The sequence below is a fragment of the Pusillimonas caeni genome, assembly GCF_003545815.1.
Classification (GTDB): Bacteria; Pseudomonadota; Gammaproteobacteria; order Burkholderiales; family Burkholderiaceae_B; genus Pusillimonas; species Pusillimonas caeni.
In genome coordinates, this window is sequence record NZ_PDUW01000003.1 from 265,902 (window position 1) to 290,828 (window position 24,927).

General features: G+C 58.6%; 37 protein-coding genes and 1 tRNA gene. 13 read left to right on the forward strand and 25 right to left on the reverse strand.

Annotation, left to right across the window (positions count from 1 at the left end; translation table 11 throughout):
• The first annotated feature begins 3 nt into the window (after window positions 1-3).
• From bioA to CSC67_RS08430, 4 genes are read left to right on the forward strand one after another with little or no spacing between them, the layout of a single operon-like run.
• Window positions 4-1,347 carry an adenosylmethionine--8-amino-7-oxononanoate transaminase gene (bioA, locus tag CSC67_RS08415; protein ID WP_245220175.1) on the forward strand — a complete coding sequence of 448 codons (1,344 nt, stop codon included), beginning with the start codon at window positions 4-6 and terminating at the stop codon, window positions 1,345-1,347.
• Window positions 1,344-2,543 (forward strand): 8-amino-7-oxononanoate synthase, encoded by a 1,200-nt coding sequence (bioF, locus tag CSC67_RS08420; RefSeq protein WP_118994068.1) that lies wholly within the window; start codon window positions 1,344-1,346, stop codon window positions 2,541-2,543. The genes bioA and bioF overlap by 4 nt, the downstream gene beginning before the upstream one ends.
• Entirely contained in the window at window positions 2,540-3,253 is a 714-nt protein-coding gene (gene bioD, locus CSC67_RS08425) for a dethiobiotin synthase (protein WP_118994069.1), read from the forward strand. The genes bioF and bioD overlap by 4 nt, the downstream gene beginning before the upstream one ends.
• Before the next feature lie 26 nt (window positions 3,254-3,279).
• Entirely contained in the window at window positions 3,280-4,839 is a 1,560-nt protein-coding gene (locus CSC67_RS08430) for a malonate--CoA ligase (protein WP_118994070.1), read from the forward strand.
• A gap of 72 nt (window positions 4,840-4,911) precedes the next feature.
• Here the strand turns inward: CSC67_RS08430 and cls are convergent, their stop codons facing one another.
• Window positions 4,912-6,369, reverse strand: coding sequence for a cardiolipin synthase (cls, locus tag CSC67_RS08435; protein ID WP_118994071.1), 1,458 nt, complete (start codon window positions 6,367-6,369; stop codon window positions 4,912-4,914).
• Window positions 6,370-6,551: 182 nt separating this feature from the next.
• Between cls and CSC67_RS08440 the strand changes: the two genes are divergently transcribed.
• Window positions 6,552-6,627, forward strand: a tRNA-His gene (locus CSC67_RS08440).
• Between the two features lie 23 nt (window positions 6,628-6,650).
• Here the strand turns inward: CSC67_RS08440 and CSC67_RS08445 are convergent.
• The 23 genes from CSC67_RS08445 to CSC67_RS08545 all read right to left on the reverse strand — a co-directional run bounded on the left by CSC67_RS08445 (window position 6,651) and on the right by CSC67_RS08545 (window position 20,596).
• Complete coding sequence (locus CSC67_RS08445; protein WP_118994072.1) at window positions 6,651-7,715, reverse strand: tyrosine-type recombinase/integrase; 1,065 nt, start codon at window positions 7,713-7,715, stop codon at window positions 6,651-6,653.
• 287 nt (window positions 7,716-8,002) lie between these two features.
• Window positions 8,003-8,248, reverse strand: coding sequence for a hypothetical protein (locus tag CSC67_RS08450; protein ID WP_118994073.1), 246 nt, complete (start codon window positions 8,246-8,248; stop codon window positions 8,003-8,005).
• Window positions 8,241-9,545 carry a hypothetical protein gene (locus CSC67_RS08455; protein ID WP_118994074.1) on the reverse strand — a complete coding sequence of 435 codons (1,305 nt, stop codon included), beginning with the start codon at window positions 9,543-9,545 and terminating at the stop codon, window positions 8,241-8,243. Before CSC67_RS08455 ends, CSC67_RS08450 begins: the two co-directional genes overlap by 8 nt.
• A 76-nt stretch (window positions 9,546-9,621) precedes the next feature.
• Window positions 9,622-9,804 (reverse strand): hypothetical protein, encoded by a 183-nt coding sequence (locus CSC67_RS08460; RefSeq protein WP_118994075.1) that lies wholly within the window; start codon window positions 9,802-9,804, stop codon window positions 9,622-9,624.
• A complete protein-coding gene (locus tag CSC67_RS08465; protein ID WP_167752812.1) occupies window positions 9,801-10,457 on the reverse strand; it encodes a Lar family restriction alleviation protein in 657 nt (218 codons plus the stop codon). The genes CSC67_RS08460 and CSC67_RS08465 overlap by 4 nt, the downstream gene beginning before the upstream one ends.
• Window positions 10,441-10,635: a hypothetical protein gene (locus CSC67_RS21220; RefSeq protein ID WP_135227450.1), complete on the reverse strand. Its 195-nt coding sequence runs from the start codon at window positions 10,633-10,635 to the stop codon at window positions 10,441-10,443. Before CSC67_RS21220 ends, CSC67_RS08465 begins: the two co-directional genes overlap by 17 nt.
• Window positions 10,636-10,824: 189 nt before the next feature.
• Window positions 10,825-11,109, reverse strand: coding sequence for a hypothetical protein (locus tag CSC67_RS08475; RefSeq protein WP_118994078.1), 285 nt, complete (start codon window positions 11,107-11,109; stop codon window positions 10,825-10,827).
• Window positions 11,106-11,300, reverse strand: coding sequence for a hypothetical protein (locus tag CSC67_RS08480; protein WP_118994079.1), 195 nt, complete (start codon window positions 11,298-11,300; stop codon window positions 11,106-11,108). Before CSC67_RS08480 ends, CSC67_RS08475 begins: the two co-directional genes overlap by 4 nt.
• A 492-nt stretch (window positions 11,301-11,792) precedes the next feature.
• The gene (locus CSC67_RS08485; RefSeq protein ID WP_118994080.1) at window positions 11,793-12,038 is read right to left on the reverse strand and encodes a hypothetical protein; all 246 of its coding nucleotides are present in this window, start codon (window positions 12,036-12,038) and stop codon (window positions 11,793-11,795) included.
• Window positions 12,035-12,811, reverse strand: a complete 777-nt coding sequence (locus CSC67_RS08490) for a lambda exonuclease family protein (RefSeq protein ID WP_245220176.1) — start codon at window positions 12,809-12,811, stop codon at window positions 12,035-12,037. Before CSC67_RS08490 ends, CSC67_RS08485 begins: the two co-directional genes overlap by 4 nt.
• Window positions 12,792-13,730 carry a recombinase RecT gene (locus CSC67_RS08495; protein ID WP_118994082.1) on the reverse strand — a complete coding sequence of 313 codons (939 nt, stop codon included), beginning with the start codon at window positions 13,728-13,730 and terminating at the stop codon, window positions 12,792-12,794. Before CSC67_RS08495 ends, CSC67_RS08490 begins: the two co-directional genes overlap by 20 nt.
• A 1-nt stretch (window position 13,731) precedes the next feature.
• Complete coding sequence (locus CSC67_RS08500; RefSeq protein WP_118994083.1) at window positions 13,732-13,944, reverse strand: hypothetical protein; 213 nt, start codon at window positions 13,942-13,944, stop codon at window positions 13,732-13,734.
• Entirely contained in the window at window positions 13,941-14,177 is a 237-nt protein-coding gene (locus CSC67_RS08505; protein ID WP_118994084.1) for a hypothetical protein, read from the reverse strand. Before CSC67_RS08505 ends, CSC67_RS08500 begins: the two co-directional genes overlap by 4 nt.
• A gap of 863 nt (window positions 14,178-15,040) precedes the next feature.
• Window positions 15,041-15,340: a hypothetical protein gene (locus CSC67_RS08510; protein WP_118994085.1), complete on the reverse strand. Its 300-nt coding sequence runs from the start codon at window positions 15,338-15,340 to the stop codon at window positions 15,041-15,043.
• Window positions 15,337-15,678: a hypothetical protein gene (locus tag CSC67_RS08515; protein WP_118994086.1), complete on the reverse strand. Its 342-nt coding sequence runs from the start codon at window positions 15,676-15,678 to the stop codon at window positions 15,337-15,339. The genes CSC67_RS08510 and CSC67_RS08515 overlap by 4 nt, the downstream gene beginning before the upstream one ends.
• Window positions 15,675-16,031 (reverse strand): hypothetical protein, encoded by a 357-nt coding sequence (locus CSC67_RS08520; protein ID WP_118994087.1) that lies wholly within the window; start codon window positions 16,029-16,031, stop codon window positions 15,675-15,677. The genes CSC67_RS08515 and CSC67_RS08520 overlap by 4 nt, the downstream gene beginning before the upstream one ends.
• A gap of 26 nt (window positions 16,032-16,057) precedes the next feature.
• Window positions 16,058-16,432: a hypothetical protein gene (locus CSC67_RS08525; RefSeq protein ID WP_118994088.1), complete on the reverse strand. Its 375-nt coding sequence runs from the start codon at window positions 16,430-16,432 to the stop codon at window positions 16,058-16,060.
• Window positions 16,433-16,637: 205 nt separating this feature from the next.
• Complete coding sequence (locus CSC67_RS08530; RefSeq protein WP_118994089.1) at window positions 16,638-16,796, reverse strand: DUF1391 family protein; 159 nt, start codon at window positions 16,794-16,796, stop codon at window positions 16,638-16,640.
• 428 nt (window positions 16,797-17,224) lie between these two features.
• A complete protein-coding gene (locus tag CSC67_RS08535; protein ID WP_118994090.1) occupies window positions 17,225-17,446 on the reverse strand; it encodes a hypothetical protein in 222 nt (73 codons plus the stop codon).
• A gap of 413 nt (window positions 17,447-17,859) precedes the next feature.
• The gene (locus CSC67_RS21340; RefSeq protein WP_167752813.1) at window positions 17,860-18,015 is read right to left on the reverse strand and encodes a hypothetical protein; all 156 of its coding nucleotides are present in this window, start codon (window positions 18,013-18,015) and stop codon (window positions 17,860-17,862) included.
• A gap of 102 nt (window positions 18,016-18,117) precedes the next feature.
• Window positions 18,118-18,297, reverse strand: coding sequence for a hypothetical protein (locus CSC67_RS21225; protein WP_125166239.1), 180 nt, complete (start codon window positions 18,295-18,297; stop codon window positions 18,118-18,120).
• A gap of 397 nt (window positions 18,298-18,694) precedes the next feature.
• Window positions 18,695-20,086, reverse strand: a complete 1,392-nt coding sequence (locus CSC67_RS08540; RefSeq protein WP_118994091.1) for an ATP-binding protein — start codon at window positions 20,084-20,086, stop codon at window positions 18,695-18,697.
• Window positions 20,087-20,245: 159 nt separating this feature from the next.
• Window positions 20,246-20,596, reverse strand: a complete 351-nt coding sequence (locus CSC67_RS08545; protein ID WP_167752814.1) for a helix-turn-helix transcriptional regulator — start codon at window positions 20,594-20,596, stop codon at window positions 20,246-20,248.
• A gap of 86 nt (window positions 20,597-20,682) precedes the next feature.
• Here CSC67_RS08545 and CSC67_RS08550 point away from each other — a divergent pair, with 86 nt between their 5' ends.
• Window positions 20,683-20,934, forward strand: coding sequence for a transcriptional regulator (locus tag CSC67_RS08550; RefSeq protein WP_118994093.1), 252 nt, complete (start codon window positions 20,683-20,685; stop codon window positions 20,932-20,934).
• Window positions 20,927-21,289 carry a hypothetical protein gene (locus tag CSC67_RS08555; RefSeq protein ID WP_118994094.1) on the forward strand — a complete coding sequence of 121 codons (363 nt, stop codon included), beginning with the start codon at window positions 20,927-20,929 and terminating at the stop codon, window positions 21,287-21,289. The genes CSC67_RS08550 and CSC67_RS08555 overlap by 8 nt, the downstream gene beginning before the upstream one ends.
• 139 nt (window positions 21,290-21,428) lie before the next feature.
• Here the strand turns inward: CSC67_RS08555 and CSC67_RS08560 are convergent, their stop codons facing one another.
• Complete coding sequence (locus CSC67_RS08560) at window positions 21,429-21,656, reverse strand: hypothetical protein (RefSeq protein ID WP_118994095.1); 228 nt, start codon at window positions 21,654-21,656, stop codon at window positions 21,429-21,431.
• Between the two features lie 68 nt (window positions 21,657-21,724).
• Here CSC67_RS08560 and CSC67_RS08565 point away from each other — a divergent pair, with 68 nt between their 5' ends.
• The 6 genes from CSC67_RS08565 (at window position 21,725) to CSC67_RS08590 (ending at window position 24,900) form a co-directional block, all read left to right on the forward strand.
• The gene (locus CSC67_RS08565) at window positions 21,725-22,243 is read left to right on the forward strand and encodes a hypothetical protein (protein ID WP_118994096.1); all 519 of its coding nucleotides are present in this window, start codon (window positions 21,725-21,727) and stop codon (window positions 22,241-22,243) included.
• On the forward strand, window positions 22,243-22,653 hold the full coding sequence (locus tag CSC67_RS08570) for a recombination protein NinB (protein WP_118994097.1): 411 nt from the start codon (window positions 22,243-22,245) through the stop codon (window positions 22,651-22,653). Before CSC67_RS08565 ends, CSC67_RS08570 begins: the two co-directional genes overlap by 1 nt.
• Window positions 22,654-22,777: 124 nt before the next feature.
• Entirely contained in the window at window positions 22,778-23,281 is a 504-nt protein-coding gene (locus CSC67_RS08575) for a nuclease domain-containing protein (protein ID WP_118994098.1), read from the forward strand.
• On the forward strand, window positions 23,278-23,655 hold the full coding sequence (locus CSC67_RS08580) for a hypothetical protein (RefSeq protein ID WP_118994099.1): 378 nt from the start codon (window positions 23,278-23,280) through the stop codon (window positions 23,653-23,655). The genes CSC67_RS08575 and CSC67_RS08580 overlap by 4 nt, the downstream gene beginning before the upstream one ends.
• A 73-nt stretch (window positions 23,656-23,728) precedes the next feature.
• The gene (locus CSC67_RS08585; protein WP_118994100.1) at window positions 23,729-24,097 is read left to right on the forward strand and encodes a GIY-YIG nuclease family protein; all 369 of its coding nucleotides are present in this window, start codon (window positions 23,729-23,731) and stop codon (window positions 24,095-24,097) included.
• Window positions 24,094-24,900 carry a YdaU family protein gene (locus tag CSC67_RS08590; protein WP_118994101.1) on the forward strand — a complete coding sequence of 269 codons (807 nt, stop codon included), beginning with the start codon at window positions 24,094-24,096 and terminating at the stop codon, window positions 24,898-24,900. Before CSC67_RS08585 ends, CSC67_RS08590 begins: the two co-directional genes overlap by 4 nt.
• Window positions 24,901-24,927: the final 27 nt, after the last annotated feature.

The following is a 24,927-nucleotide window of genomic DNA, read 5'->3' on the forward strand; positions in this document are numbered from 1 at the left end:
GCCATGTCCGAAGTGATCGGCGCCGGGTCGGGCGACTGGATGGCGCGCAGCCTGCGCCATGTCTGGCATCCCTGCACGCAGATGCGGCATCACGAAACCATGCCGCTCGTCGCGGTCAGCCGCGGCCGGGGCGCCTGGCTGTTCGATCATGAGGGCCGGCGCTATCTGGATGCCGTCAGTTCGTGGTGGGTGAACCTTTTCGGACACGCCAACCCGCGCATCAACGACGCCCTCAAAGACCAGCTCGACCGCCTGGAGCACGCGATGCTGGCGGGCTTTACCCACGAGCCGGTCGTCATGCTGTCCGAGCAGCTGGCCGCGCGGGCGGACCACGTGCTGGGCCACTGCTTTTACGCGTCGGACGGCGCCTCGGCCGTCGAGATCGCACTGAAGATGAGCTTCCACTTCTGGCGCAATACCGGCCGTGGCGACAAGCGCGAGTTTGTCTGCCTCAAGGGCAGCTACCACGGCGAGACCCTGGGCGCCTTGAGCGTGACCGACGTGGCCCTGTTCCGGGACGCCTACGGGCCTTTGCTGGGCCAGGCCCACGTCGCCGAGTCTCCCGATGCGCGCGGCGCCGGCGCAACAGAGACCGCGGCGGACTGCGCCCGGCGCGCGGCTGCGGGCCTGGAAGCTTTGCTCGAGCAGCGCGCGGGAGCGATCGCCGCCGTCATCGTCGAGCCGCTTGTGCAGTGCGCCACCGGCATGGCCATGTACGATCCCTTGTACCTGTCGCTGCTGCGAGAACTTTGCGATCGCTACCAGGTCCATCTGATCGCCGACGAGATCGCGGTCGGCTGCGGCCGCAGCGGAACTTTCTTCGCCTGCGAGCAGGCGTCGATATGGCCCGACTTCCTTTGCCTTTCCAAAGGCATCAGCGGGGGCTATCTGCCCTTGTCGCTGGTAATGACGCGCGACTCTGTCTACGAAGCCTTTTACAGCGACGAGATGTCGCGCGGCTTTCTGCATTCGCATTCCTATACCGGCAATCCGCTCGCCTGCCGTGCGGCGCTGGCCACTTTGCAGATTTTCGACGACGACGGCGTGCTCGAGACCAATCGAACGCTGGCCGGCAAGATAACGCAGGCGCTGCAGCCGCTGGCGGCCCATCCGCGCGTCAGGCATTTTCGCCATCGCGGCATGATCTGGGCTTTCGACGCCGTGCTGAACGAAGGCGACACAGGCTTTGCGCGCCGTTTCTTCACCCTTGGGCTGCAGCGGGAACTGCTGCTTCGGCCCATCGGCAACACCGTCTATATCATGCCGCCCTACATACTTGACGACGACGAGGTCGCCCATCTGGCGGCCGCCACTCTGGCCGTGTTCGAGCAGGCGCTGGCGCCATGAAACCGCTGGAGTCACTGCGGCGGCGCCTCGCACAGCTTGAAGAGCAGGACCTGCGCCGCGTGCGCAGGACATCGGACAGCCCCTGCATCGTGCAGCCGGTGGTGGACGGTCGTCCCATGCTGGCCTTTTGCAGCAACGACTACCTGGGCCTAGCGAACGACCCGCGCATTGCGCGCGCGCTGCAGGAAGGCGTCGATCGCTTCGGCACCGGCAGTGGGGCTTCGCACCTGATCAGCGGGCACCATCGCGCGCATGCGCGGCTCGAAGAACGCCTGGCCGCCTTCGTGGCCGACCATGTGCCGGACGCCCAGGCGCTGTATTTTTCCACCGGGTATATGGCGAACGTGGGCGTGCTTGCCGGCATCGCGGCCCTGGACGACCGGGTCGAGGTGTTTTCCGAGCAGCTCAACCATGCGTCGCTGATCGACGGCATGCGCCTGGCGCGCGTGCCGGTGAACGTGTATGGCCATTGCGATGTCGGGGCGCTGGACGACATGCTGTCGGCCAGCGCGGCGAACATCAAGCTCGTCGTGACAGACAGCGTATTCAGCATGGACGGCGATCTTGCCCCCTTGCCGGAGCTGCTGGCGCTGTGCGAACGGCACGATGCGTGGCTGCTGGTGGACGATGCGCACGGCTTCGGCGTGCTCGGAGAGCGCGGGCATGGCGCCTTGGAACATTTCGGCTTGCGGTCCGACCACCTTATCTACATGGGCACGCTGGGCAAGGCGGCGGGTGTCGCCGGCGCCTTCGTTGCCGCCGATGCGAGCCTGATCGATTGGCTCGTGCAGCGGGCGCGCTCCTACGTGTTCAGCACAGCCTCGCCGCCGGCGCTGGCCCATGCCTTGCTGGCCAGTCTCGACATCATCGAAGGCCCCGACGGCGCGGCCAGGCGCGAGCGGCTTCAGTCGCTGGTCTCGACGCTGGCGCAAGGGCTGCAGCTGCGGCGTTGGCGACGGCTGGACTCTTCGACCGCCATCCAGCCCGTCGTCGTAGGCGACAACGCGCATGCCATGGCCGCGGCAAAGGCCTTGTACGATCTGGGCTATTGGGTGCCCGCCATCCGTCCGCCGACGGTGCCGGCCGGGACCGCGCGGCTGCGCGTCACCTTGTCGGCGGATCATGATCCGGCCGACGTGGCCCGTCTGGCCGAAGCCGTCAATCGCATTGAACGACACCAGGAGGATCTTGCATGAGTACGGCGGGCTCGAGCCGTTTTGCCTGCTTCGTGACGGGCACGGACACAGAGATCGGCAAGACGCTGATCAGCAGCGCCATGCTGCACGCCTTGGGCCGGCAGGGCGTCAAGGCGGCGGGCATGAAGCCCGTCGCGGCGGGCGCGGAAGAGCGGGATGGCGTCTGGCACAACGATGACGTAGACAGGCTGAACGCCGCGAGCAATGTACGGTTCGAGCCCGAGATCGTCACGCCTTATCTGTGGCGCGAGCCCATTGCGCCGCACATTGCCGCGCGGCTCGCCGGCGTGCAGATGTTCTCGAGCCGCATCCTCCAGGCTTATGCCCAGATGCAGAAAGCATGCGATGCGGTGGTGGTGGAAGGGGTGGGCGGCTTTTGTGTGCCGCTATCCGACTATTTCGACACGGCGGACCTGGCCCGAGAGCTCGGCTTGCCGGTGGTCATGGTGGTGGGTCTGCGGCTGGGCTGCATCAATCACGCCCTGCTGACCGTCCAGGCGATCGCCGCCCAGGGCCTGGAACTGGCCGGTTGGGTCGCCAACACGGTGGACCCGGACATGCCTCATGTACAGGACAATATCGAGGCGCTGCGCCGGCGCCTCAGTGCGCCGATGCTCGGCCACGTGCCGCGCCTGGATTCGGCGACGAGCGAGGCCGCTGCCGAACACATCGACTTCACTTTGCTGCCGGGATGGCCCGGAACACACTGATAAAAATAGAAGGGAGCAGTACATTCATGGCCAATGCCAATCTGTATGCCTTGTTGCAAGCGGGGTTCGCGGCCGACCGCGACAGCACCGCCATCGAGACGCCGGCGCGCCACTACAGCTGGAACGATATCGAACGCATTTCGGCGTGCTACGCCAATCTGCTGGAGAGCCTGCGCCTGCCGGCGGGCGCCCGTGTGGCCGTCCAGGTCGAGAAGTCGCCCGAAGCCTTGATGCTCTACCTGGCAACCTTGCGGGCCGGCTTCGTCTATCTTCCGCTCAACACCGCCTATCGCGAGGCCGAGATCGAGTATTTCCTGCGCGATGCCGAACCCTCGGTCGTGGTCTGTTCGCCGGCCAATCTTTCGTGGGTGTCGGAGCTGGCCGGACGCTGCGGCGCCAGCCAGGTGTACACCCTGGACGAGCATGGGGCCGGCACACTGGACGAGGCCTCGGCCGACGAGGACGAGCGGTTCGAGACGGTGGCGAGCCAGCCCGACGACCTTGCCGCCATCCTGTACACCTCGGGCACAACGGGCCGGAGCAAGGGCGCCATGCTGTCCCATCGAAACCTGTACTCCAATGCGCAGGTGCTGAACAGCTATTGGGGCTGGACGGGCGATGATGTATTGCTGCACATGCTGCCCATATTCCACGTGCACGGGCTGTTCGTGGGGGCGCACGGCGCCTTGCTAGCCGGCGCGCGGATGATCTGGCTGCCCAAGCTCGACATCGAGCAGGCCTTGCATTACCTGCCGCGCTGCACCGTCATGATGGGCGTGCCCACCTACTACGTCCGCCTGCTGGCAGAGCCGCGCTTCACGCGCGAATTGTGCGCCGGCATGCGGCTGTTCGTCTCGGGCTCCGCCCCGCTGCTGGCGGACACCTTCAACGCCTTTCGCGAACGCACCGGCCATACCATCCTCGAGCGCTACGGCATGAGCGAAACCGTCATGCTTACCTCCAATCCCTACGACGAAAGCGAAGGGCCGCGCATCGCGGGCACGGTGGGGCGTCCGCTGCCGGGGGTGCAGGTGCGCGTGGTCAACGACGACGACATCCCCCTGGGGCCCGGGCTGATCGGCAAGGTGCAGGTGCGGGGCCCCAACGTGTTCTCGGGCTATTGGCGCATGCCCGAAAAGACGCGCGAGGAGTTCACCGCCGATGGCTGGTTTCGCACCGGAGACGTGGGACGGTGGGGCTCGATCCTGGACGACGACGGGCAGGTCATCCAGGCCATTCCCGACCACTATCTGTCCATCGTCGGGCGCAGCAAGGACTTGATCATCACGGGCGGCTTCAACGTCTACCCCAAAGAGATCGAGTCCTTCATCGACGAACTTCCAGGCGTGGTCGAGTCCGCCGTGATCGGCGTGCCGCACGCGGACTTCGGTGAAGCGGTGGTGGCGGTAGTGGTTGCCGAGCCCGGCCGAACAGTCGATCCGCAGGCCGTGCAGGCCAGCCTCAAGCGGCAGATCGCCAATTTCAAAGTGCCCAAGCACATCGTCGTCGTCGACCAGCTGCCGCGCAACACCATGGGCAAGGTGCAGAAGAATGTGCTGCGCGAGACCTACGCGAGCCTTGGCTAGGGCGCGTCGGCGCTGACGAGCGGCCCGCCGGCTCCCGATGAGCCATGGGTGCCCGACGGAACGCAAGGCGCCTCAAAGATAAGGGCTGGCCAGCCAGATGATCTTGTTGCGCAGCCGCTTCAGGAAGGGCATGGCGGCCAGCGTCTCGAGCGTCACGGCCTCGGCGTCGCGGATTTCCGCATCGATTCTATGCTCCAGCTCGCGCGCCATCGCCCGGCTGTAGATCTCGACGTCCAGCTCGAAGTTCAGGCGCAGGCTGCGCGGGTCGAGATTGGATGAACCCACGTACGACCATGCCCCGTCTATGGTGATGAGCTTGGAGTGGTCGAACGGGCCGCGAGTCCGCCATACCCGGCAGCCATTGCGGATGACCTGATCGAGCTGCGCCGTCATGGCGTAATTGACCAGCCGCAGATTGTTGCGCCCCGGGATGACGATGTCGACCTGGATGCCGCGGCGCGCCGCGGTGTTGATCGCGCCCAACAGGGCCACGTCGGGCAGGAAGTAGGGCGACTGGATGCGTATGCTGTGCTGGGCCACCGCAAAGGCGCCCAGCAGCATGTGGTGGGTGCTGAGTATGGTGCGGTCGGGACCCGAGCGTACGCAGCGCGCCGGCACGCGCGGCGTGGGCGGGGACCAGCGCTCGCAATACCAGACGTCGTAGGGCAGGGCTTCGCGGGTGGTGAACTCCCAGTCCTGCGAGAACACGGCCGTGAGCTGCAGCACGACAGGCCCCTCCACCTTGAAGTGGGTGTCGCGCGTGGCCGGCTCGCCCGACGGGCCGGTGGCAAAGCCGGCCCGGATGTTCATGCCGCCCGTGAAGCCGATGCAGCCGTCCACGATGAGTATCTTGCGGTGGCTGCGCAAATTGGCGTAGGGCATGCGCATGCCCAGCGGGTTGGTCATGAACAGCGCCGTGCGCACGCCCTGGCGCCGCAGCAGGTGCACGATGGGCGGACGCGAATACTTGGAACCGATGGCGTCGATGAGCACCCGTACCTCGACCCCGCGCTTCACGGCCCGCGCCAGCGCATCGGCGATCTTGCGGCCCTCGCGATCGTTGTCGAAGATATAGGTTTGCAGGGCCACCGATACCTTGGCGCCTTCTATGGCCTCGATCATGGCCGGGTAGGTTTCGTCGCCGCCGCACAGAAGCTGAATATAGTTGCCGTCGCAAAGCGGGAAACTGCTGACGCCGTCGCCCAGCGTCTGCAAAGAGGCGAACTGCGGCGCGGAATAGGGCGTCACGTCGGCGACGGGCGTGTCGTCGAGCGTGGTGTAGTCGCGCAGCGACTTGTCGCGCTGCTGTGAAATCTGGTCATGGCGCACACGGTTGATGCCGGCGATGAGGTAGAAGAAGGCGCCGAACAGCGGTGAAAGCAGGATGATGCCGACCCAGCCGATGGCGGCCCGCACGTCGGTCTTGTTCATGGCGGCATGAGTGGCCGCCGTCGCGGCCGCCGCAAAGGTGAACAAGAACACGAAATGGGGCCAATACTCTTGCAAGAAGGCCTGCAGATGAAGCAGCATGTTCGATGGTGTGGCTATATGAACGAAATAAGCCAACCAAGTATATAGAAGACTCGCGCTTGGGTCTCGGGGGCGTATTGAGGTCGGGCACGTGCCAAGGGCTGGCCTGGATCGATGACGCACGCAGCGAATTCATGCTAGAATCTTTTTCTTTAACGGCGCAATGGCCGCTAAAAATAGTGGTGACCGTAGCTCAGTTGGTAGAGTCCCGGATTGTGATTCCGGTTGTCGTGGGTTCGAGCCCCATCGGTCACCCCAAAAATTCGTTGCATCACAAAGACTTACGCCACTCTGACCAGTGGCGTTTCGTCTTTCTGGATCTGGCTTGACCAAAAATTGACCGTATTTGCATGGGCGGCCAAGTGGCTGGGCGCCAGGTGCGCATACTTCTGCACCATTTCTATCTTCTCCCACCCCCCGAGCTCTTTGACCACCATCAACGGCGTTCCTGCCTGCACGTGCCACGATGCCCAGGTATGACGCAAGTCGTGCCATTTAAAGTTTTTCACGCCTGCCAAAGTGCATGCGTGCTGAAATGCTCTCCGATCGTGCTTCCTTATCCTTCGGCCGTCGCCGCCATCACGGGTAAATACATAGTCCTTGGCCGTTTTCATGCGACGTTCGACCACGGAAAACGCGTCATTGTTTAGCGGCACGGCCCTTGCTCGGGCGGATTTGGCATCGTCATGCGACACCCAAGTTGATCGGTGTTCGACGTTCACACCGGACGGCGGCATACCGAACAATTCCGATTCCCTCATTCCGGTGGCCACGGCCACAATAGCTGCGTCGCGCAACCAGTCCAGACTTATATTGCCGATGATCTTTGCAATAATGTGGGGCGGCTCCCACCTAATGCGCACGCGAGGCTCTACGTATTGAGGAAGCTTGGGGGCTTTTTCAAGCCATTCAGCCTCTACGCATACGTTGAGCATCTTGCGTATGGTCGCAAGATAACGATTGCGTGTGGCCGGCTTGATGGGTGTAGGCTTGCCGTATTTATGGCGACGATGCGTCGGCAGCGCCTTGACGATTTCATCAGAGGTTAAAGAGCGTAGTGGACGGCCCTCAAACTGAGCGCGCCACCATTTGATGTGCCGGACCTTTGTTTCATAGTCGCGCTGCCCCTCGCTTGCCTGCAAGAAAATCAACGCGCCCTCTTCAAAACTGTGGTCCGGTTCTTCACCCAGCATTGACTGGCGCCAATGCTCAGCTTTCAGGCGGTCATGGTATTCCTGTGCCGCTTTGCGGTCGGTCGTTCGAGCAGAGCATCTAACTCTTTGGCCGCTTGGCGAGCGGAAATCGATGTGCCAGACGCCGGTTTCTTTATCTTTGCGGATTGGCATGGTTTCTCCGTGTCGACCCGCAGCGATAGCCGGGTCACATTTGAGCCTTTTTCTGTTAGGGACGCAAGCTGCGATGGCCAAACACGCCAGACGCGTGACCCTGGCAAGCGGAATGCAATGTGTTCGCGCTTGGCGAATACCGTGCTATACGAAAGCCCCAGCTGATCAGCGGCCTGATGGAGCGTCAGCGCCTTTTCCATGGCTACTCCCAAAAAATCAGCGCCCACTAGGGGCGCTTAGGTTCCATGCTTTGGCCGTGGTGGCCAGGATCTCTCGAATGCGACCGGTCATGTGTCATCCTTGGTATTCTCAGCCGCCAGCTTGGCCGCTCTCCGCAGCTGCTTGATGATCTGGTTCAGGTGCTCGGCGGGGATGTTCTGCCGGCCGTGTTCGCCTTCGATCCAGATTTCAGCCTGTCCGGGGTAAAAGCCAATGGTGAAGGGCGGGCCGAAGTGCTCGCCGGTGCTCAGCGGCAGCGTCATGGTGGCCGTGACTACCTCGGCGGCGACCGCGAATTCTTGGATTTCAGCCATTGTTTTTCTCCAGTTGGCGCCATTCTTCTTCCTCTTCGGGGGTGACGGGAAGGGTGTCTAGCTTGGGCTCGACAGTGGGGGTTTCCCTGTGCCGGTCTGCTGGTTGGGTGGGCCGTCTAGCATCCTGTCCCGCCATATACGCGGCTGTTAGCGTGTCGCCGTCGTATAGGTGGGGCTGGGCGGCAACGGGGGCGGCAAGCGCCACAGCGCGACTTCTGGCTTGCTCTGGAGTGTCGCCGTAGACTCGCGCCAGCACCTCGTCGCCATCGCTCCCAATGCGGAGCTGCACCCACCAGTCGCCGAGCCCAGGGTATTCGTCCTGATTCATGGTCGGTAAGTTTCCAACGCGGATCGGGCCTAGTTCGGCTGGCTCCGCGCTCGCACCGGGCTGCACCGACAACTCCTTGACGGCCTGCTCGGCCATCCGACGCGCCCAGCTTTCCAGATTCTCCCAGCCGTGAGTAAACCCGGCCCGCTGAATGAATGCGTCCAGGTCTTTTTGGGTCGGCTCCGCGCTCGCGGCAGGCTGTGCGGGCTGGCCGTAGCGGGCGAGTAGGGCGCGGATGTCGTGCAAACGCATTTGCCGTTCGGTTGCTGTTATTAGCCCTGCGCAAGCCTTACCGTATGCGATGACGGCTTCGATGACTTCCTCGTCGCTCGGCACCTTCACCGGCTCGGCTTCTAATACCTCGATTGCATAATCGAGTGCCCGCTGTTCGTTCGGGCCAAGCATCTTTTCGTCGCGCTTAAATCGCCCCAGAAAAAAGGCGGCGCGCTTGGGCGTCATTTTGCCGACTCGACCGTCCTTCACCGGATCGTCACCACGGATCATATCCGCACATGCCTCCGCTTCCATTCGCAAGGCCTGCTCTTTGAAATACAGGGCCTTGTAGTCCGGCTCGGCGGGTTGTGGGTCAGCCGGAGGTCGACATTCAGTCGGATCTATCGGATAGACACCTTCCTCCGGGTAGTCTTCAAGGCAGAAGGCCAGGATCGGCTGGCCGTTGGTCTTTCCGTCATCGTCGACAATGGTTCCAGGCATGAGAACCATGAGCCGAACGTCGCATTCGAGGCCGTCATCATCCATGCCGCCCAAAGTGTTGGCGCCTACTATCAGCTCTTCGGCCAGCGCTATGACCTCCTGCTGAGTGAGAGTCCACGCCACCGGCTCACCCCTGCGCTGGCGGTAGGCTTCGATGGCCTCGCGGGCGTAGTCTTGCATTTCCTTCTTTGTGTACTTGCCAATTGCGCCGGGCAGGAACAGCGGCGGCAGTTCGTATTTGTCGTGAGTGTTCATTTCATCCCCTTAATTCCGAGCCATGCGAGCCACCCAAGGAAGATCAGGAGGGCAATAAAAAGAATGTCGTGTCCGGTCATTTCCCATCCCCCTCAACGCGGCTTTGGTGCGTTTCGATGTAGTCTTGAATAGACATTTCGATTGCCAGTTCCGCTTCTTTCATCGCATCCTTATCGGCCTCACTCTTTGCGGCCATACGGATTCTTTCCCGCTGATAGAGCCGGAAATACATCCTGTCCAAGAAATCCTTATTAATCATCTTTGTTCCCCCTCAACGCGGCGGGCGTATGCGTCCGGTACAGGGCACTCTCCATGCGGTGCCTTGCATGACGATATGACCTTGAGTCCACAGCGGGAGCATTCCACTTCTGCTAGCGAACCAGCGTATCGGACTTTTTCATCAAGCTCAGCACCTTCTCTTTCCTCAACGCGGCGGGCGTGGTCGAATATCTTAGGCATCATGTACATTTCCACTGCGCCCGAATCAGCGCAGGCAATCCCAAACTCTGTAATCAGGATACGAAGTTGATCGAACCATTGATCCGCATCCTCCCGATCCTGCGATTGCAGGGCGATGAGGGTGCGAAGATCATCCACGCGTAACTCATAACCGTTTAGCTGGTAGACGACAGTTTTATCGTTCAGTCGTATCTTCAACCAATTGTCCAAGAACTCTCGCACTCGGTTAGATGCTTCGCTATTTACCTGCGATTGCAGGGCGGCTCGGCGGTTCCATGCGTTGCCACATTCATTGCCTTGCTCGCCTGTCTCGATCCACGCCCCACAATTGCCGCACGCGATCTGGCACGATTGGCGAGGGGTGCCGATGCGTTCAATGTGAGCCTCACCACCGCAAAACGGGCAGGGCAATAACGTGGCGCGCTCTTGTTCGATGTCAATCTTGGTTGTCATCGTCGTCATCCTTATCAGTCACTACGTCCGTCACCAGCGTCCGACCGCAGTAGCAGCAGAATTTCATTCCGCTGTCGGCGGGCGTGCCGTCGTTCAGAACGAATGCGTTGTGGCAGTCGGTATCCCAATGATCGCTACCGTCAGCGTCGCCGTGCCACGCGCAGGTTTTACCTGTCATCGCTCCCTCCCTGTTCCTGTGCGAGGGCGGCGCGGGCGTCGGCAATCAGGCGCTCTATACCGAAGACGACCTCGCGTATGCTTACCCGTCTGTTTTGATCGGTAGTCACTGCGAGGGCTTGTCCTGCGTGCTCCCATGCGTTCTTTAGGTCGGTATCCAGCGCCGCCCGCAACCATGAATATTTGTCTGTCATTTCCCTTCCCCCGATAGGGCGGCGCGGGCAATCTTGCGCATGGCCGCCGCGCCCATTTCCTGATCGCGCGCGTATGGGTAGGCTGCAATGGTGTTCAACGCCTCCCGCAGCTGCTTGTTATCCGCTCCCAGGGCGTCGATTTCTCCGCAGCAGGTTGTGACTGCATCAGCCAGCCCATTGATATGGGACTTGGCTGTGCGAGGCCACTCCCTCACGACCACGGATGCGGACTCTTTGGCTCCTGCGGCTGTATCGCGCAGCTTCTGTGTGTTGATGGTCATAGTTGCTCCTGCAATGCGTCGGATACGATTTTGTAAGCAGGGTCATAGACTGCTCCGTGCTCTTGGTTCGCGTGGGCCAGGGCCAGAACCGCAACCCGAAGAGCATTTGTTAGCCGATCAATTTCGTCAGCGGCTTCGCGCATAATGTCGCTGGTGGGCTGGGCACGTAGCCGGGTGGTGAGTTGGGTCATAGCGTCCCGCCCAATTTCAGTATCTCGATAACAAGCACCCCGCAAGCACAAAGCAGCGCAATCATTACGGCAATGAGGGTGCGGCGTTTGATTTTCATTGCGACGATTCCAGAAAAAGGGCCAGCAAAACGGCTGACCCTAGGGTGATGGATAGGAGGGAGAGGGCGTTCACTCAAACAACTCTAAATTCGTAGCCACAAACAGAAATACGCTGCGCCGCCGTTTCGACTTTGCGGGCTCGGCATAAACACGGCGCTCGATCAAGCGGCCTTCGCGCTTTTGCTCTTTGATGAAGGAAGAAATGGCCTTCGAGTCGGCCCCCCCCCGGAGGGAGGTATTGGGCTAGCTCGGCTCGGGTTAGGGGTTGGCTGAACATGTTTGTCCGCCCCAGCTTCTTAGGCCAGGGCGCCTCATGGTGGTGGGGAAGGGGTTTCCTCTATGGAAGAGGGGAAGTCGTAGAGCTAGAATCCTCTCGGCGCCGGGGCGCGAGATTTATGCGCCGCCCTGACGCATTGCTTTGCGGTACTGGCTGTATACGCCGCGTATGTAACCGTAGGTGCGGTCAAGCTCTCTGGCAATGTCAATCATCTTCATGCCCTGGTTGCGCATTCGTTCAATCTGCGGCCCTCTCCAGTACACGTTGGAATCGATTGGCGCGGCTCTTTGTGCCGGCTGAGGTGCCGTGCGCAATTTTGGGCCGGATTCGAGTTGCTGCACGATGTGGTCAAAGGCGTTCATGCGGCCTCCTTCATTCGAAGTTTCTGCTCATAACGATCAACAAGATCCTTGAAGTCCAGAAGGTCGGTTACCATTTTGTCGATGTAGTCGTCGTCGCGGTCGAAGACCTTCCACCACAATTGCTTGCCAACTGGCTCTAGAGCAGGGCAGTACAGGCATAGGTGCCAGCGCTTGCGGCCCGTGATCCACATTCCACCCTGCACCTGATCCATAACGTCGCTAGCGTCATTGTCAAACCAGAAAGAGCGCAGCTTGTCGGGTGCCACGAAGCATTTATATTCAGCGCCTTCGTCAGATCCGATAAGGCCGTCGGCGCTTGCTCCAAATACGCCATCATCTGTGACCGCAAATCCCGCCTCTTCGACAATTAGGCCCGACTCAAGCTCATGATTCATTCGGGCGTGGGGCTCCAGTTCATGCCCGCGCCTCATGGCCCATGTCTCGTGCCCCTCGTCCAGCGGCTCTCCGCTGATCCGCTCTACAGCCAGGCGAAAGGCGTAGTCCAGGGCTGCGCTAGACCAATCACCCACGGGCTCACCGGCGATGGCTTTCTGTACGGCCTCAGACCTTGGCGCAGCCTTATACCCGGCGATGTCTCTGGCCTGCGCTTCGCTCTTGCCGGACATAACAGCGTCTACATACTTAGATTGCTTTTCATCCAAGCCGTTGACCTTGGCCCGGACCATTGAAAACATGCTCGCAGTGATCACGCCAGCCCTGGCCCTATGCCATTCGGGCGACCCTTGTGGGCATTCAATCAGTCGGTAGCTCACTTGTCTCTCCCTCTACTGTATGCGCCTCAACCTCTTTCAACGCTGCGCCGCGCTGTTCCACGGCTGCCTTGAATTTGTTGTAGGCAGCCATGTCGCCCGCCTGCTTAATCTCAGCTAAGCCAGTCTTCCAGACGCCTGCCAATGCTTCGGTAGACTCGCACTTCTGCGCTTGCTCGATCCAGATATTGGCAAGTTCAGCGTCGTGCACTGGCCTGCTATCAAACTGAAGGCCTTCGCCGCCGTCGGTGTTCAGGTGATGGATGGCCTGCTCCAGGCGTTCCGTCTTGGGCCAGAACTTGTAGGCGCGCTTGACGCACGTTTTCTTGGCCATTTCGCCCCAGTCGGTTACCCAGGGGCACTTTTTCTTTTTCTCCATCCAAGCCTTCCAGGCGCTGGACCGGTCGCGGATGGCATTGACCTCATCGACGCTCATCGTCTCGGTCAAATAGTCACCGTCTGCGGTTTTGACCACGACATAGACCCCGATCGCGTCACCCCTGTTATTGGCAAAGGGGTTGTATGTATGCGTGGGTGGCTTATCGAAGCCGTTCAGCTCAAAGCGGTCGTTCGTATAGACGATCTCGGACTGCGCCCATTTGATCGTGCCCGTGGCCATAGCCAAGTCCATCAGCCCGATGTAGCTGATATCGAGGCAAATCTTGTTGTCTCGTGGCACAAGATAGGCTTGCTTCTTCGCCGGATTCAGGCTGATTCCGATGGCCGCGATGTTAGTGACCGCGTTGACCACGGATTGCCGATTCTGCAGGGCGATCTTCGTCGAGTACTCGTTTCCAGATATTGTCTGGATCGCGAACTCGGCCTCGCGCTCGAAGTTTAGGCTACGGTCGGTCAGGACGCTGGCAAAGTTCGTAGCAGCGCCGTGAACGACATTCTCAATGATCGTGATTGCATTGCTCATATCAAAACCCCGCGAATGCGCCCAGGTACAGGACGCCAATAAACCCAGCCACGAATACAGCAGCCCAACTCCAGCCTCTCCGGGGAATGTCGTGGCTGCCCTTGGCATACCCGCCTACGCCGTCGTAATCGGCCCACGTCGGGCGGCTGCGCGTGCTGGCGGTCCAGTTGGGATGTGAAAGATCGAAGCCGTTGGGCCAGTTGGATGTTTTCATTTCGCCTCCAGATGTCGGATGTCCCACCACTCGTATTCCTCGGGATCGGCTTCGTCGGCCAGTTTCTGAGCGTGTTGCAGGATGATTTCTTCCCAATAGGCGGGCGGTTTGCCCAAGAAGTCGATTTCGTTGCGTATGGCGTGCGCCAGCCCAAGCCAGACAAGCTGTGGGCAGAGGTCGACACAATCCTGATCGACGACGCCCGAGTCGGCGTCTCGCGTGATGGTCAGCATGGGAATCTCCTTTTGGGAGTCAAAATTGAGTGAGGGTGCGCAGCCAGCTTGAAGCAGCTTTCGCGTCACACGTACTAGATGTTGGATAGATTGTGGCGGGGCTAAGCTGCCACGCTGCGCACCCTCGCCAATGGGCACTTGGGTAAATACACATTGACGAAGGTGCCCTCCCGACATGCGAAGCCTGCCAGTACGTTAAGCATGGGGGAGGGCGGTTGATGGCGCCGGATGCGATCCCGGCTTGCGGCGTGGCACTGATTCCGCGCTTGTGCAGGTTCCCTTGTCGTGGCCTTGCGACCCTGCTGCTAATACCACCTACGGCAGCCGCGCACTTGTTCTGCGGCATTCCGTCTTGCTGCCAGTCGCAACCTGGCGTACTGCTTGCCATCACATGGGCGGGCCGGTCTCGAAACCGGCGTACTGTCCTTGTCAGCGTTTCTGCGCAACCTACTGACTCGGCCGGTCGAACCTCATTAACCTAACCGCCTATGTGATGGCCCTGCTTTTCGGAACCGACCCGAGAGCAGGGCAGTGGCCTGGGGTTTGGCTGGCCGGGCCGAAGAAATAAAGCGGGCTATTTGCGAGCAACTAGCCTATGCTAGGGAGCTAGGCGGCGGAACATTCTCTGCCGCCACCCATTGACCATTGGAGGTCAAAATGGATAAGCAAGGCAAAGCTCCCAAAAAGGCAAAGCCGAAAGGCCCGGCAACACCCGCTGCACCCGCATGGCCCGCACAAAACACAACGGCAGGCATTAAAAGGGCTAGCGCCGGACACGACCACAAGCCTGTGGGTCGTGGTGCGATTCGAGGGAGGTAAGCGTATCAAGTAGATTAGGCCTGGTTGTTACTGGCCGGGCCGGGTTACTTGATTAGGGCGCGGATGGCACCGGCGCACAGCCGCGCCTCTTCGTCGCAATCCTCGACATCCTCGGGAGTCATGCCTGGGGCATGCTGGCCGATGCGGGCTTCGCATGCCTGCGCCGCGTCTTCCAACACCTCCCGCACCCTCGCATCAGCGTAGGCTTTGGCCTGCTCCACAGTGATAAGGCCCGATACCGTCAAGCCTGGTGTATTGAGGTCAAAGCACTTTAGGTCCACTACTCGGCCGCCGCGCGGTGCCGTGTAGAGGTAGGCGGAGGGGGTGGGCAGCGTTGCCTTCATGGCTGTTTCTCCATTGCGGCGTCGATGGCTGCGTCTACCGTGCTATCAATCGGAACCTGCCGATCAGTCCCTTGCACCTCTAGAATGGTCCCCTCATGCGTATAGCACTCGCCTATGTACGCATTCCTCGTAAGCCAGTCATACCGGGCAGATTTACGTCTCAGCGTCTGCACCTCTGGCGATTGCAGGACGGCTTGCTCGATGGCGCGGCCCGCTTTCAACATCTCGTCCCGACTGAACATCAGCACGTCGACATTGGGGTTGATACTGGTAATGTCGGTTTCGGCTGCCAATGCGAAGATGCACTCGTCCGTCAGAATCTTGGTTTCAGTGGTCATGGTTGGCTCCCGGTAGCTTTGGCGATGGCCTCTGAAATAGCTCCCAGCAATCCATCTTTGCCGCAATTGCATTGGTTTCCCGGGTCGCCTTCGTAGTGGCTGGACACGAAACAGTTGTCACCGTGAGGCACATCTGATGCCCATGACTCGGCATGGCGCAGCGCGTTCAGCATATCGGGTGATGCTGCGAATAGGGCGGCATACGCAGCCGCCGTCTCCTCGTTTCTCGTAAGGCAGTTCCAGAAGACCTCTCCCACCATGCCGTTACCGACTTTGCGGATGTAGTAACTGACGCCTTGGTTTGATTTTTCTCGGAATACCTCGAAGGGCCCCGGCGTATGCTTGTGTTCCATCTTGTTCTCCTTGTCAGCCGGCGCGATTACTTGGCGAGCGATGCGGCGTATTCAATGAGGTAGATTTTTGGGGCTAGCCAGATCTGCAGCCAGTCGAGGCTCCACACCAAGGCCGGAAAGGCGTAGAGAACGCATAGAAAGAAGGCAACCAATGCCGACGGAGGCATGTCGTCGCCATTCCAGAAATCGGCATTGCGCCAAACTCGGACTATTGCGACAGTGACGCCAATGAATCCCGCGACGGATAGCAAAAACAGCAAGCTGGACATAGCCGCCTTCCAAATCAACAACTGCTGAATCACATCCGGCAATTGCGCTTGCAGAAACGTAGTGCCTGCGTCTATCCCTGAATTGGCCTTGCCGATTAAGTCGGCGAGTGCGGTCTGTAGTTGTTCGTTCATATGTCCTCACATGAAAATCGCAGCGCTGAAGATCAGCGGCGATGGGGTTGGGTTGGCTGGATTATTCGTATGTCCGAAACATGTTTCATCTGGCGCAGCTTTTCCGCTACGCGCTCGGCGTCTGCTTCGTCTTTCGCGTAGTACCGGCCCGAAAATTCCGGGTTGCGATATCGGATGTAATCGACTCGCCAGACCTCGGTAATTTTCATTTCGCGATCACGCCGCGCTTGGCCAGCCAGCGGATGGCGGCAGGGCGTGTCTTGAAGGTTTTGGACTGCGAGAAGGTGAGGGCCAGGAAGCCGTCGGGGGTTTCGATCAAGCCGCGACTGATCTGCTCGTTGTTGCCTTGATTGAGAGCTTGCATATCTATCTCCTTTGTCATCAGTAAGCGCCACACGTGACGCTTGCGGATAACTCCGGACACCCAGCTTCAGACGGTTCCTGCTTGCTGGCTGTCACATGGCTCTGTCGGCTCTGGCGCTTTCCATTTACTGCGCCTTCTTCGCGTCCACCCGATTGCAGCTCGGGCTAGGGCATTCCTCTTTCGAATTCATCAGTTCAGATCCCTGCTGGGGTACTGCTGATCTCGCATGGGCTTGCGGTTACTGCAATCCGCCTAAGCGGGGTACTGCTGCATCCCTATCGCCCTACTTAGCTGCCCTGTGAGGGCTAGGCTGTTCTTTGCGAGTGGTGATGCGTTGAATGAAGTATAGAAAAACTAGACTTTAATGTCAAGAAAATATTGACTTCGGATAGAAAAAATAGACTGGAGCGGGGGGGGGAATTGGGAAATTACCCGACTTGCAAGAGCTTTTCTTGTGCCGCCTCGGCATGTTCGAGCACCGCTAGAAGCAGATTCTGCCTATCGTCGAGGCCGATGTGGTCAAACAAGGAAGGGCAGACCGCCCAGGATCGGAGTGTAGAGATGGTCAGGGATAGTTGCTCAATGCCGTCTATGAGCGCGGCGGTGCGGTCATTCGGTGGTTGTACGTGGTCTTTCTTGTTATCATCCATCTCGCTATTCCTCTATAGCAAATTGCAGTTCCAACGCCCCGCGAAGGTCAGAGCTCGCGGGGCGTTTTTCGTCTGGCTGACATCCTATCAGTCAACTGTAAAAATGACAATAAATCGTTATAAATCAAATGGTTGTATTGTTTTGACTGTATAATTCAACACAAGCTCAACGATCTAATTTGCCTCCTGTAGCCTTAAATTACACTGTATAAAAACACAGTACAAGGCGTAACTGGTGGATAACCTGTGGATAGATTGCGCTGGGCCCGATAGGGTGCGGGAAACGGATAGGCGATAGGGAAAACCCTACTCAGAACGAGCGGGGCGGATCAGGGGAGGGCAGGCAAAAGAAAACCCGCCGAAGCGGGTTGTTGACCGCCCCTCGACACGAGAGGCGTTGGTGCGCAATTGACTTACTTATTGCTTTGGTGCTGCTCGGACTTTTGTCCGGGCTGAGCTTGACCGGGCTTTTGCTCGTCTTGATGCTGGCCAGTTTTCTTCTGGTCCTGCTGGCCGGGGGCTTGTTGCTTTCCGGGCTGGTTGGGTTGGTTCGATTGATTTTGTGTCATGGTAATACTCCAGTGAGTGTTCGGTCCGCGCCTCTCAGAATGATTCGGCTGCGGCTTAAGTGGTTAGGGTAGGGCAGCATGTCTGCCGGGCCGTACTGCAGCTTAATAGGGCAGGCCGGGAAATTTCTCTTTCATCAAGCGAAGGATTCGGCGGCGAACTTGTACCCGCCTTTTGCTATGGCCGATTTCGTCAGCCTGCGATGGCGGATTTGGCGGGGTATCCATATCCATCGCCTTTTGTTCGGGCTGCGGAATTCTTAAGAAGGGGAAAAGATATGTCATGATGGCTCCAAGAGCGTCCTAGCGGATTCGCGTCACATCTGAGCTAGGATTATTTCCCTTGGCGAATCATTGCGGCTTCGATGAAACCGGTGTGCAAAGGGCGCATGCGAGGTGCACGCTTTAAGAGGGGAGGAAGCTCGGCTCGGTGTGTCGTGGTGTGTCGCCGCTTCCTTAGCTGATAAATTCAGTGTGGGGCCCGCAGCGAATTAAAGATAGCGTTACTTTGTATCTCTTGTTACTGGCAAAAGAAAACCCGGCGCGGGGCCGGGCTCGGTCACCGGTGGTGGACTTCACCGGTGGTGGACTTCACCGGTGGTGGACTTCACCGGTGGTGGACTTCACCGGTGGTGGACTTCACCGGTGGTGGACTTCACCGGTAGCTGGTAAAGAAATGCTTTTAATCTTCGGAAGGCGATGTGATCGTTCGCCATGCAGAAGCGCTGCCTCGCTTGCCGGGAACTTTCTCGATCAAGCCGCGAGCTTGCAGATCAAGGAAAACCTGTTTTACGACGTTTTCTGACCCGATCCCCGTTAATTCACGAACGATTCGATTCGATATTTCCGAATTGGTCTCTAAGTATGTCATAACCACATCGTGAGGGGAGGCAAGTGGTGTATGGCGTATGTGAACGACAACGGAATTGTTTAGCTCTTCTATTTCTGGCGGCTGGAGTTGTAGCTTCTTCATCGCCTCAAAAGCTGTATTCAGGCCCTCGCCTACATCCTTGTTTGGAGGATCCGGGAATTTATTGATCAACCTCACGATTTTCGGGTTTCGTGCGAACTGCTCGTTGAGGATGTTTTCCTTCGTTATGTGGCCAGGCAGCCTCCCCGGGCTTTCTACCTCAATTCTGTTGTCAAAGATGCGAACATGAACGTCCGCGGGAACGCTGTAGTCTCGATGCAAAACGGCATTTGTGATGATCTCATGCAGCGTGTCGTCGGGGTAGGCGATCTTCTCAAGACCATTGGGCCCTAACTTGCTAATCCCTTCGACCACTTCTTTGGTCTTATTCACTGCGGCCTTTATTAGGTCGTATATACAGCCCTCAATCGTGAGCGGGTCGAAAGCTAAACTATCCCTGCTGCCACTGCCCTTCGTTTGATATCTATAGACTTTTATTGCCGATCGTTTTGGAAGAATTGCTTGTGGTTCGTCTGCGAACAACATTACCCCGGCTACAGTCGGCCCAGCAGGTATCAATAGATTCTGCTTCTTTAGCCATTCTTCCGGTTCTGACCTTGGCAGCGCGTGCAGCATGAAACTCAAGGTTGATAGAGAGTTCGTGATCACTTGCTGGCCAACGGCGACAGCGTTATCCTCAAACGAGATGACACCCTTTTCCATCTCAAGTCTACGAAGAGCGTCATTCGATTCGACTGGAAGATTCTGAGCGCCCTTTCTTACGTATGCTTTGCCATCGCTTGCTTTTACAATACCGGGCGTCTTGAATACTATGAGATGCAGAAGTAAGCCAGGCTTAGAATCGACTACCAAGAATGTAGATTCGTAGTGATTCCCAAGCGGGAGCATGTCTTCAATGACTTGGAATACTGCATTTGTGCTTTCCATGTCGTCATAGCCAGCCCAATATCGACTTTTCTCTTCTGCTTTGTCTTCGCCGATTCCGACCAATATCTCACCGCCGGCAGAATTACAAAAGGCCGAAATGGTCTTAGTGAGTTTCGCGGGCGCTATGTCGCTATGCTTGAGATCAAAGTAAGGGCCTTCTTCCGCAGAAAGGTACCGGTTCAGATCATCCTCGGTAATTCGTTTTTTTTCAGTCATCCATCAATCTCCATTACCACAGCCGCTGACTATCAGCCGGCGAGGCAGCGCCAACCCCTAAAATGCGCTCCAGGCCATCGCGCCCCAGTCCTCACATCCCCACATCAAACTAAATTCTTGTTACTTGGCGCCGAAAAGTGACCTCTCACTAAAAGATGGCTAGTCTTTTTTGATGTCCAGGCTTACCGCATCTGCGGAATGCAGGATGGCTCGTTCGAGTTTGGCCCTCTGTCCATCGTCCAGTGATCGAACCTTATTTTCGTCAATCGAAGTGAACGGCCATGCAGCGCCGACTTCGTTGGACGACTTTACATTGGCCTGGGCCGCAGTGCCTGGAAATGGCTCCCTGAACTCAGTGATCTCAGCGATCTTTATCAACTGGTCAAGGCTTGCCTCATGGTTGCCTTTTTCCCACGCCCAGACATTCCCTTTGGACATGCCCATACGATCCCCCAGTTGTTGCTGGGTGAGTTTTGCGTGTAGGCGTGCGGCCTTAATCCATCCCTTCATGTCCATATATCGAGTGTAAAGAAAATCTGTACAGATCGGGTCTATATAATCTTGACTTTAATGTCTAGAAAAACTAGACTGTGTGCATGAATACCAAACCTCAGATACATCCACTGGTAGAAGCGGCCCAAAAATTCGGCTCCGAGGCTGCGCTTGCTCGTGCTCTTGGAGTCAGTCGAGGCGCCCTTAACCAATGGAAGAAGGAAGGGCGCGAAGTGCCGGCGGAGCATGCCCCTGAAATCGAGAAACTCACCGGCGTGCCGTGCGAGAGCCTGTGCCCATCGGTTCGCTGGGCCGTGGTTCGTCGTTCCCAACTCAAAGAGGCAGAGCATGTGTAGCTGGCTGACGCTCACTCAATCGGTCTCGTTGCTGATTATCGCGGTGATCTTGTGCTTGGCGCTGAACCAAGCCCCATCCCTGTGGAAGCAGATGCGGGCGGAGCTGTCCGAGCAGTTGGATCGGAGCGCCAAGGACAGTTTCACGGGCGATGAAGAGAAGGGGACGTTCGTCATCCAATACTCGCCCGGTCTACGGCTCGTTGTTGACGACAGTGATCCCAACGAAACCAGGATCGGCATCTTTAAGGCGGATCTTAGCGCCAGGGGATCGGCATCTGAAAGCGAAGTCCGATCCGACGGTCATAACGAACTCGACCACGTCACCGGAGCCCGTAATGATTTCAACTCGCGTTGACGTCGGAACGTTGTTGTGTAGGCGGGTCGTTTTCCCGACCTGCGGTTCGATCTCATGCCATTCATCGCTCATGGCCAGTCCTTTATCGAAGGTTTCTAAGTGTGGAAGCTTCGATTCTAACGATTCAGGACTGGCCACCCTAATGCACCGTCACCGCCCCAGCGTCTCCCGCTCCCCATTGATGGTTGAGCACCAGCCGATGGTAGACCGCTTCGATGTGGTCGTCGGTCGGATCCGCGAAGGATCGATAGGCCAGATTCACGGCCCGCTCAAAAAGGCCGTCGCAAATGTATTCGTCCATCCCCAGAGTGTGGCCCAGCGACAGGGGCGGGGGAATTCGTACTTTCCGAGCGTTGTTTTTGTCCATGGCGAGACTTTAAGCCGCGCCGCGCGACAGCGAAACACTGAAATTCAGCGCAGTTCAAGGTATCCAATATGACGTGCCGATACACAAATACCGATTGGCTGGACGTTCTCTACAACAGCGTGCGCGACACAAAGGGTGGACTCGTCGACGCGGCCCGATTCTTGACAGAGCGTCGTGGAAAAAGCATCCACCCCGAAACGCTACGCGCAAGACTACGCCGCGAGAAGGGCGAGGCAATCAGTGTCGAGATGGCGTTGCTTCTGTCCGAATGGATGGAAGAGAAGGCCGGCGGAGCAGAGTATGCGCGTGACTGGTTGCAGGCCTTGTGCGCATCCGAGGGGCTGCACGTCGATGCAGTCCCGCCTGCGCCGGCTGGTGGCTGGAAATGCGAGGCAGCAGCGCTGCAATCCAAGTTCCTCGACATCAGCATGCTCATCGGTCAGATCGCTGGCGTGACGTCCGAGGCAGTTGCCGACGGCGCCATTAACCAGGCCGAGGCTGACAAGCTTGTTCCGCTGCTGCGTGATGCTCGAGTCATTCTGCACCGCATGGAGCGCAACGCGCTTCGGGCGGCGAAGGGGGAGTGATGGAGCGCCAAGTGTTCAACCTCGTGAGCCCGATGGTGCGCCGGAACGCCGCCCAGGCGATCGCGCAGGCCCCCGAAGGCTACCGCTGCGAAATCAAGCCCAAGACGCGGTCCTTGGCTCAGAACGACATGCTGTGGTCAATCCTGACGGATATCAGCCGCCAGGTCGAGTTCGTTGTCAACGGCGCCCTGGTCAAGGTGTCACCCGAAGAGGTGAAAGACATTCTCACGGCAGGCCTGCGCCGTGAGACCCGGATGGCGATGGGTATCGATGGCGGAATGGTCCTGCTGGGCCAGCGCACCAGCAAGATGACGGTTCGGCAGATGACGGAGCTTATCGAATTGGCGCATGCATTCGGCACGCAACGCGGCGTCGAGTGGTCGCCTACGAGCTTGGGGAGGGATCAATGAAGTTCTCGCTGATCTTTTTCATGCTGGCCTCAATATACGCAGCGCCACACATAGATATATGGGTGGCAATAGCGATCGGGCTGTGGTGTTTAGGCATGGCTATTTACTGTATGTGGAGGGAGGAATGAGCCTCTGGAACTCCACATTCAAGAACCCCGGCAAGCCCATGCAGCGCAAGACCGCTCTGCGCGCCGCCAAGCCGATGCAGCGCTCGAGCAAACGCAAACACAAGACCGAAGGGCACCACGACCAGAAGATGCTGGATGCCTGTCGTGGTCAGTCCTGCTACCTGCTCGTACCTGGCGTATGCCCACGCATACCGAAAGACCCGACCGTGGTCGATTGTCACGGCAATTGGGCCGATACGGGCAAAGGGATGGGGCTGAAAGCGCAAGACAAATATTCGGTGCCCGGCTGTGCGGGGTGCCATTACTGGCTGGATTTCGGAACGACCGCGACCCGCGAAGAGAAGAGGGCGGTGTTCTTTGACGCGCTGCGCCGGTGGGAACCGGTGCGGGCTGCCATCTTGGACGAATCTGACAAATGTAATTTGGCCCTGGTTCAAAATACATTTCCGCATCGCCAGGCCACTATGGATTCATCCGCACGAATTCAGGAGGTCGCATGAACGGCCAACAACTCGCCGACATTGGCATCGAGACGGCACGGCAGCACGCCGAGGCAGTGACAACCAGCTGGACGGAGCTCGTTATGGCTCGTCTGGAAGCATGGGCGCCGCGCCAGCACGAACCTTTCGCTTTGGAAGACTTCCGCTTTCACATCGAGCGGCACTTCGAAGAGCTAATCCCGCCCAGCCCGAATGCTTGGGGTGTCATAGGCCGTCTTGGTGTTAGCCGCGGCATCCTGAAGCCCACGCGCGAATACCGATCGGCGCGCAGCCCGGGCACACATGGGCATCCCGTGCCCACATATACCGCAGCCCAAAAACAAAACCCGGCAACCGCGCCAACGGTTCCGGGCCTTTCAAATGCACACGTCTGAAGGAGGTATGTGCAATGAACGCAATGATTTTAAGTGGTTATGACTACGCTTACAAGAGCCGAGGAGCGAGTCAATGAAGGCCGGGTTCGTCTACGTGATGGGCAATGCATACATGCCCAGGGTATACAAAGTCGGCGCAACGCAACGCAGCCCGCATGCTCGAGCCGATGAGCTAAGCGCCGCCACCGGAGTGCCTGTGGACTTTCAGGTGCTGGGGTATGCGGAATTTGCAGACGCATTCGCAATAGAGGCAGAAATTCATGACGTCTTCTGCTGCGAGCGTATCAATTCTGGGAGAGAGTTTTTTGAGGCTCCCTTGCAACAGTTGCTGGATGCTATCTGCGACCACCCAGATCGGTTGAGCGCATGGACAGCCGAAAAGGATGCCAGCGTGTATGAGAGGCCACTCCTGGCCGTCATGGATGGCGGGCGGGTGGCATGAATTATTACCCCCACCACATCGGAGACTTCAACAGTGCCACACGACATCTGACGCGTATCGAGCGCAGCGTCTACCGTGACCTCATGGATCTGTACTACGACACGGAATCACCGCTCACGCTCGACTTCAATGCGCTTTGCCGCCTGATTATCGCCCGCTCTGACGAGGAGCGAACAGCCGTTCAACAGGTGTTGAACGAGTTCTTCACAGAAACCAAGCATGGATGGTTTCACGATCGGTGCGATGACGAGATTTTGAAGTACCAAGCCAACATCGCAGCCAAATCAGCTGCGGGAAAGGCCAGTGCTGCACGTAGGGCACAGAAAAGCTCCCCAACGCCCAGCGCATGCGAAGCAACCGAACAAGAGGCGCCTAACGAAACCTCAACAGCTGTTGAACAGATGTCGAACGAGTGTGCAACTAACCAAGAACCAATAACCAAGAACCAAGAACCAAAGAAGAAAAAGAATACCGCGCGTGCTTCGCCCGCGCAGTCGTATTCCGAATCTGACCTGGTCGCCTTTGGCGTGGATGTTCAGGTGGCTACTGAGTTTCTGGCGCTCCGAAGGCGAAAAGGGGCCAATCTGACCCCGCTTGCGCTGAAGGGCATCCAACGCGAAGCAGGCAAGGCTGGAGTCACGCTGGAAGACGCGTTGCGCAAATGCGTCGAACGAGGCTGGCAGGGCTTTGAGGCGGGTTGGGTAACAAACGACAAGGCCGGCATGGCCACAGGAGCAACACGACATGGGAACTTTGGGCAGCAAGACTACCACGCGGGGGTTGGGTCAGATGGGAGTTTTTGAGGTTCTGGGTACCGAGGAGCGCGCTTG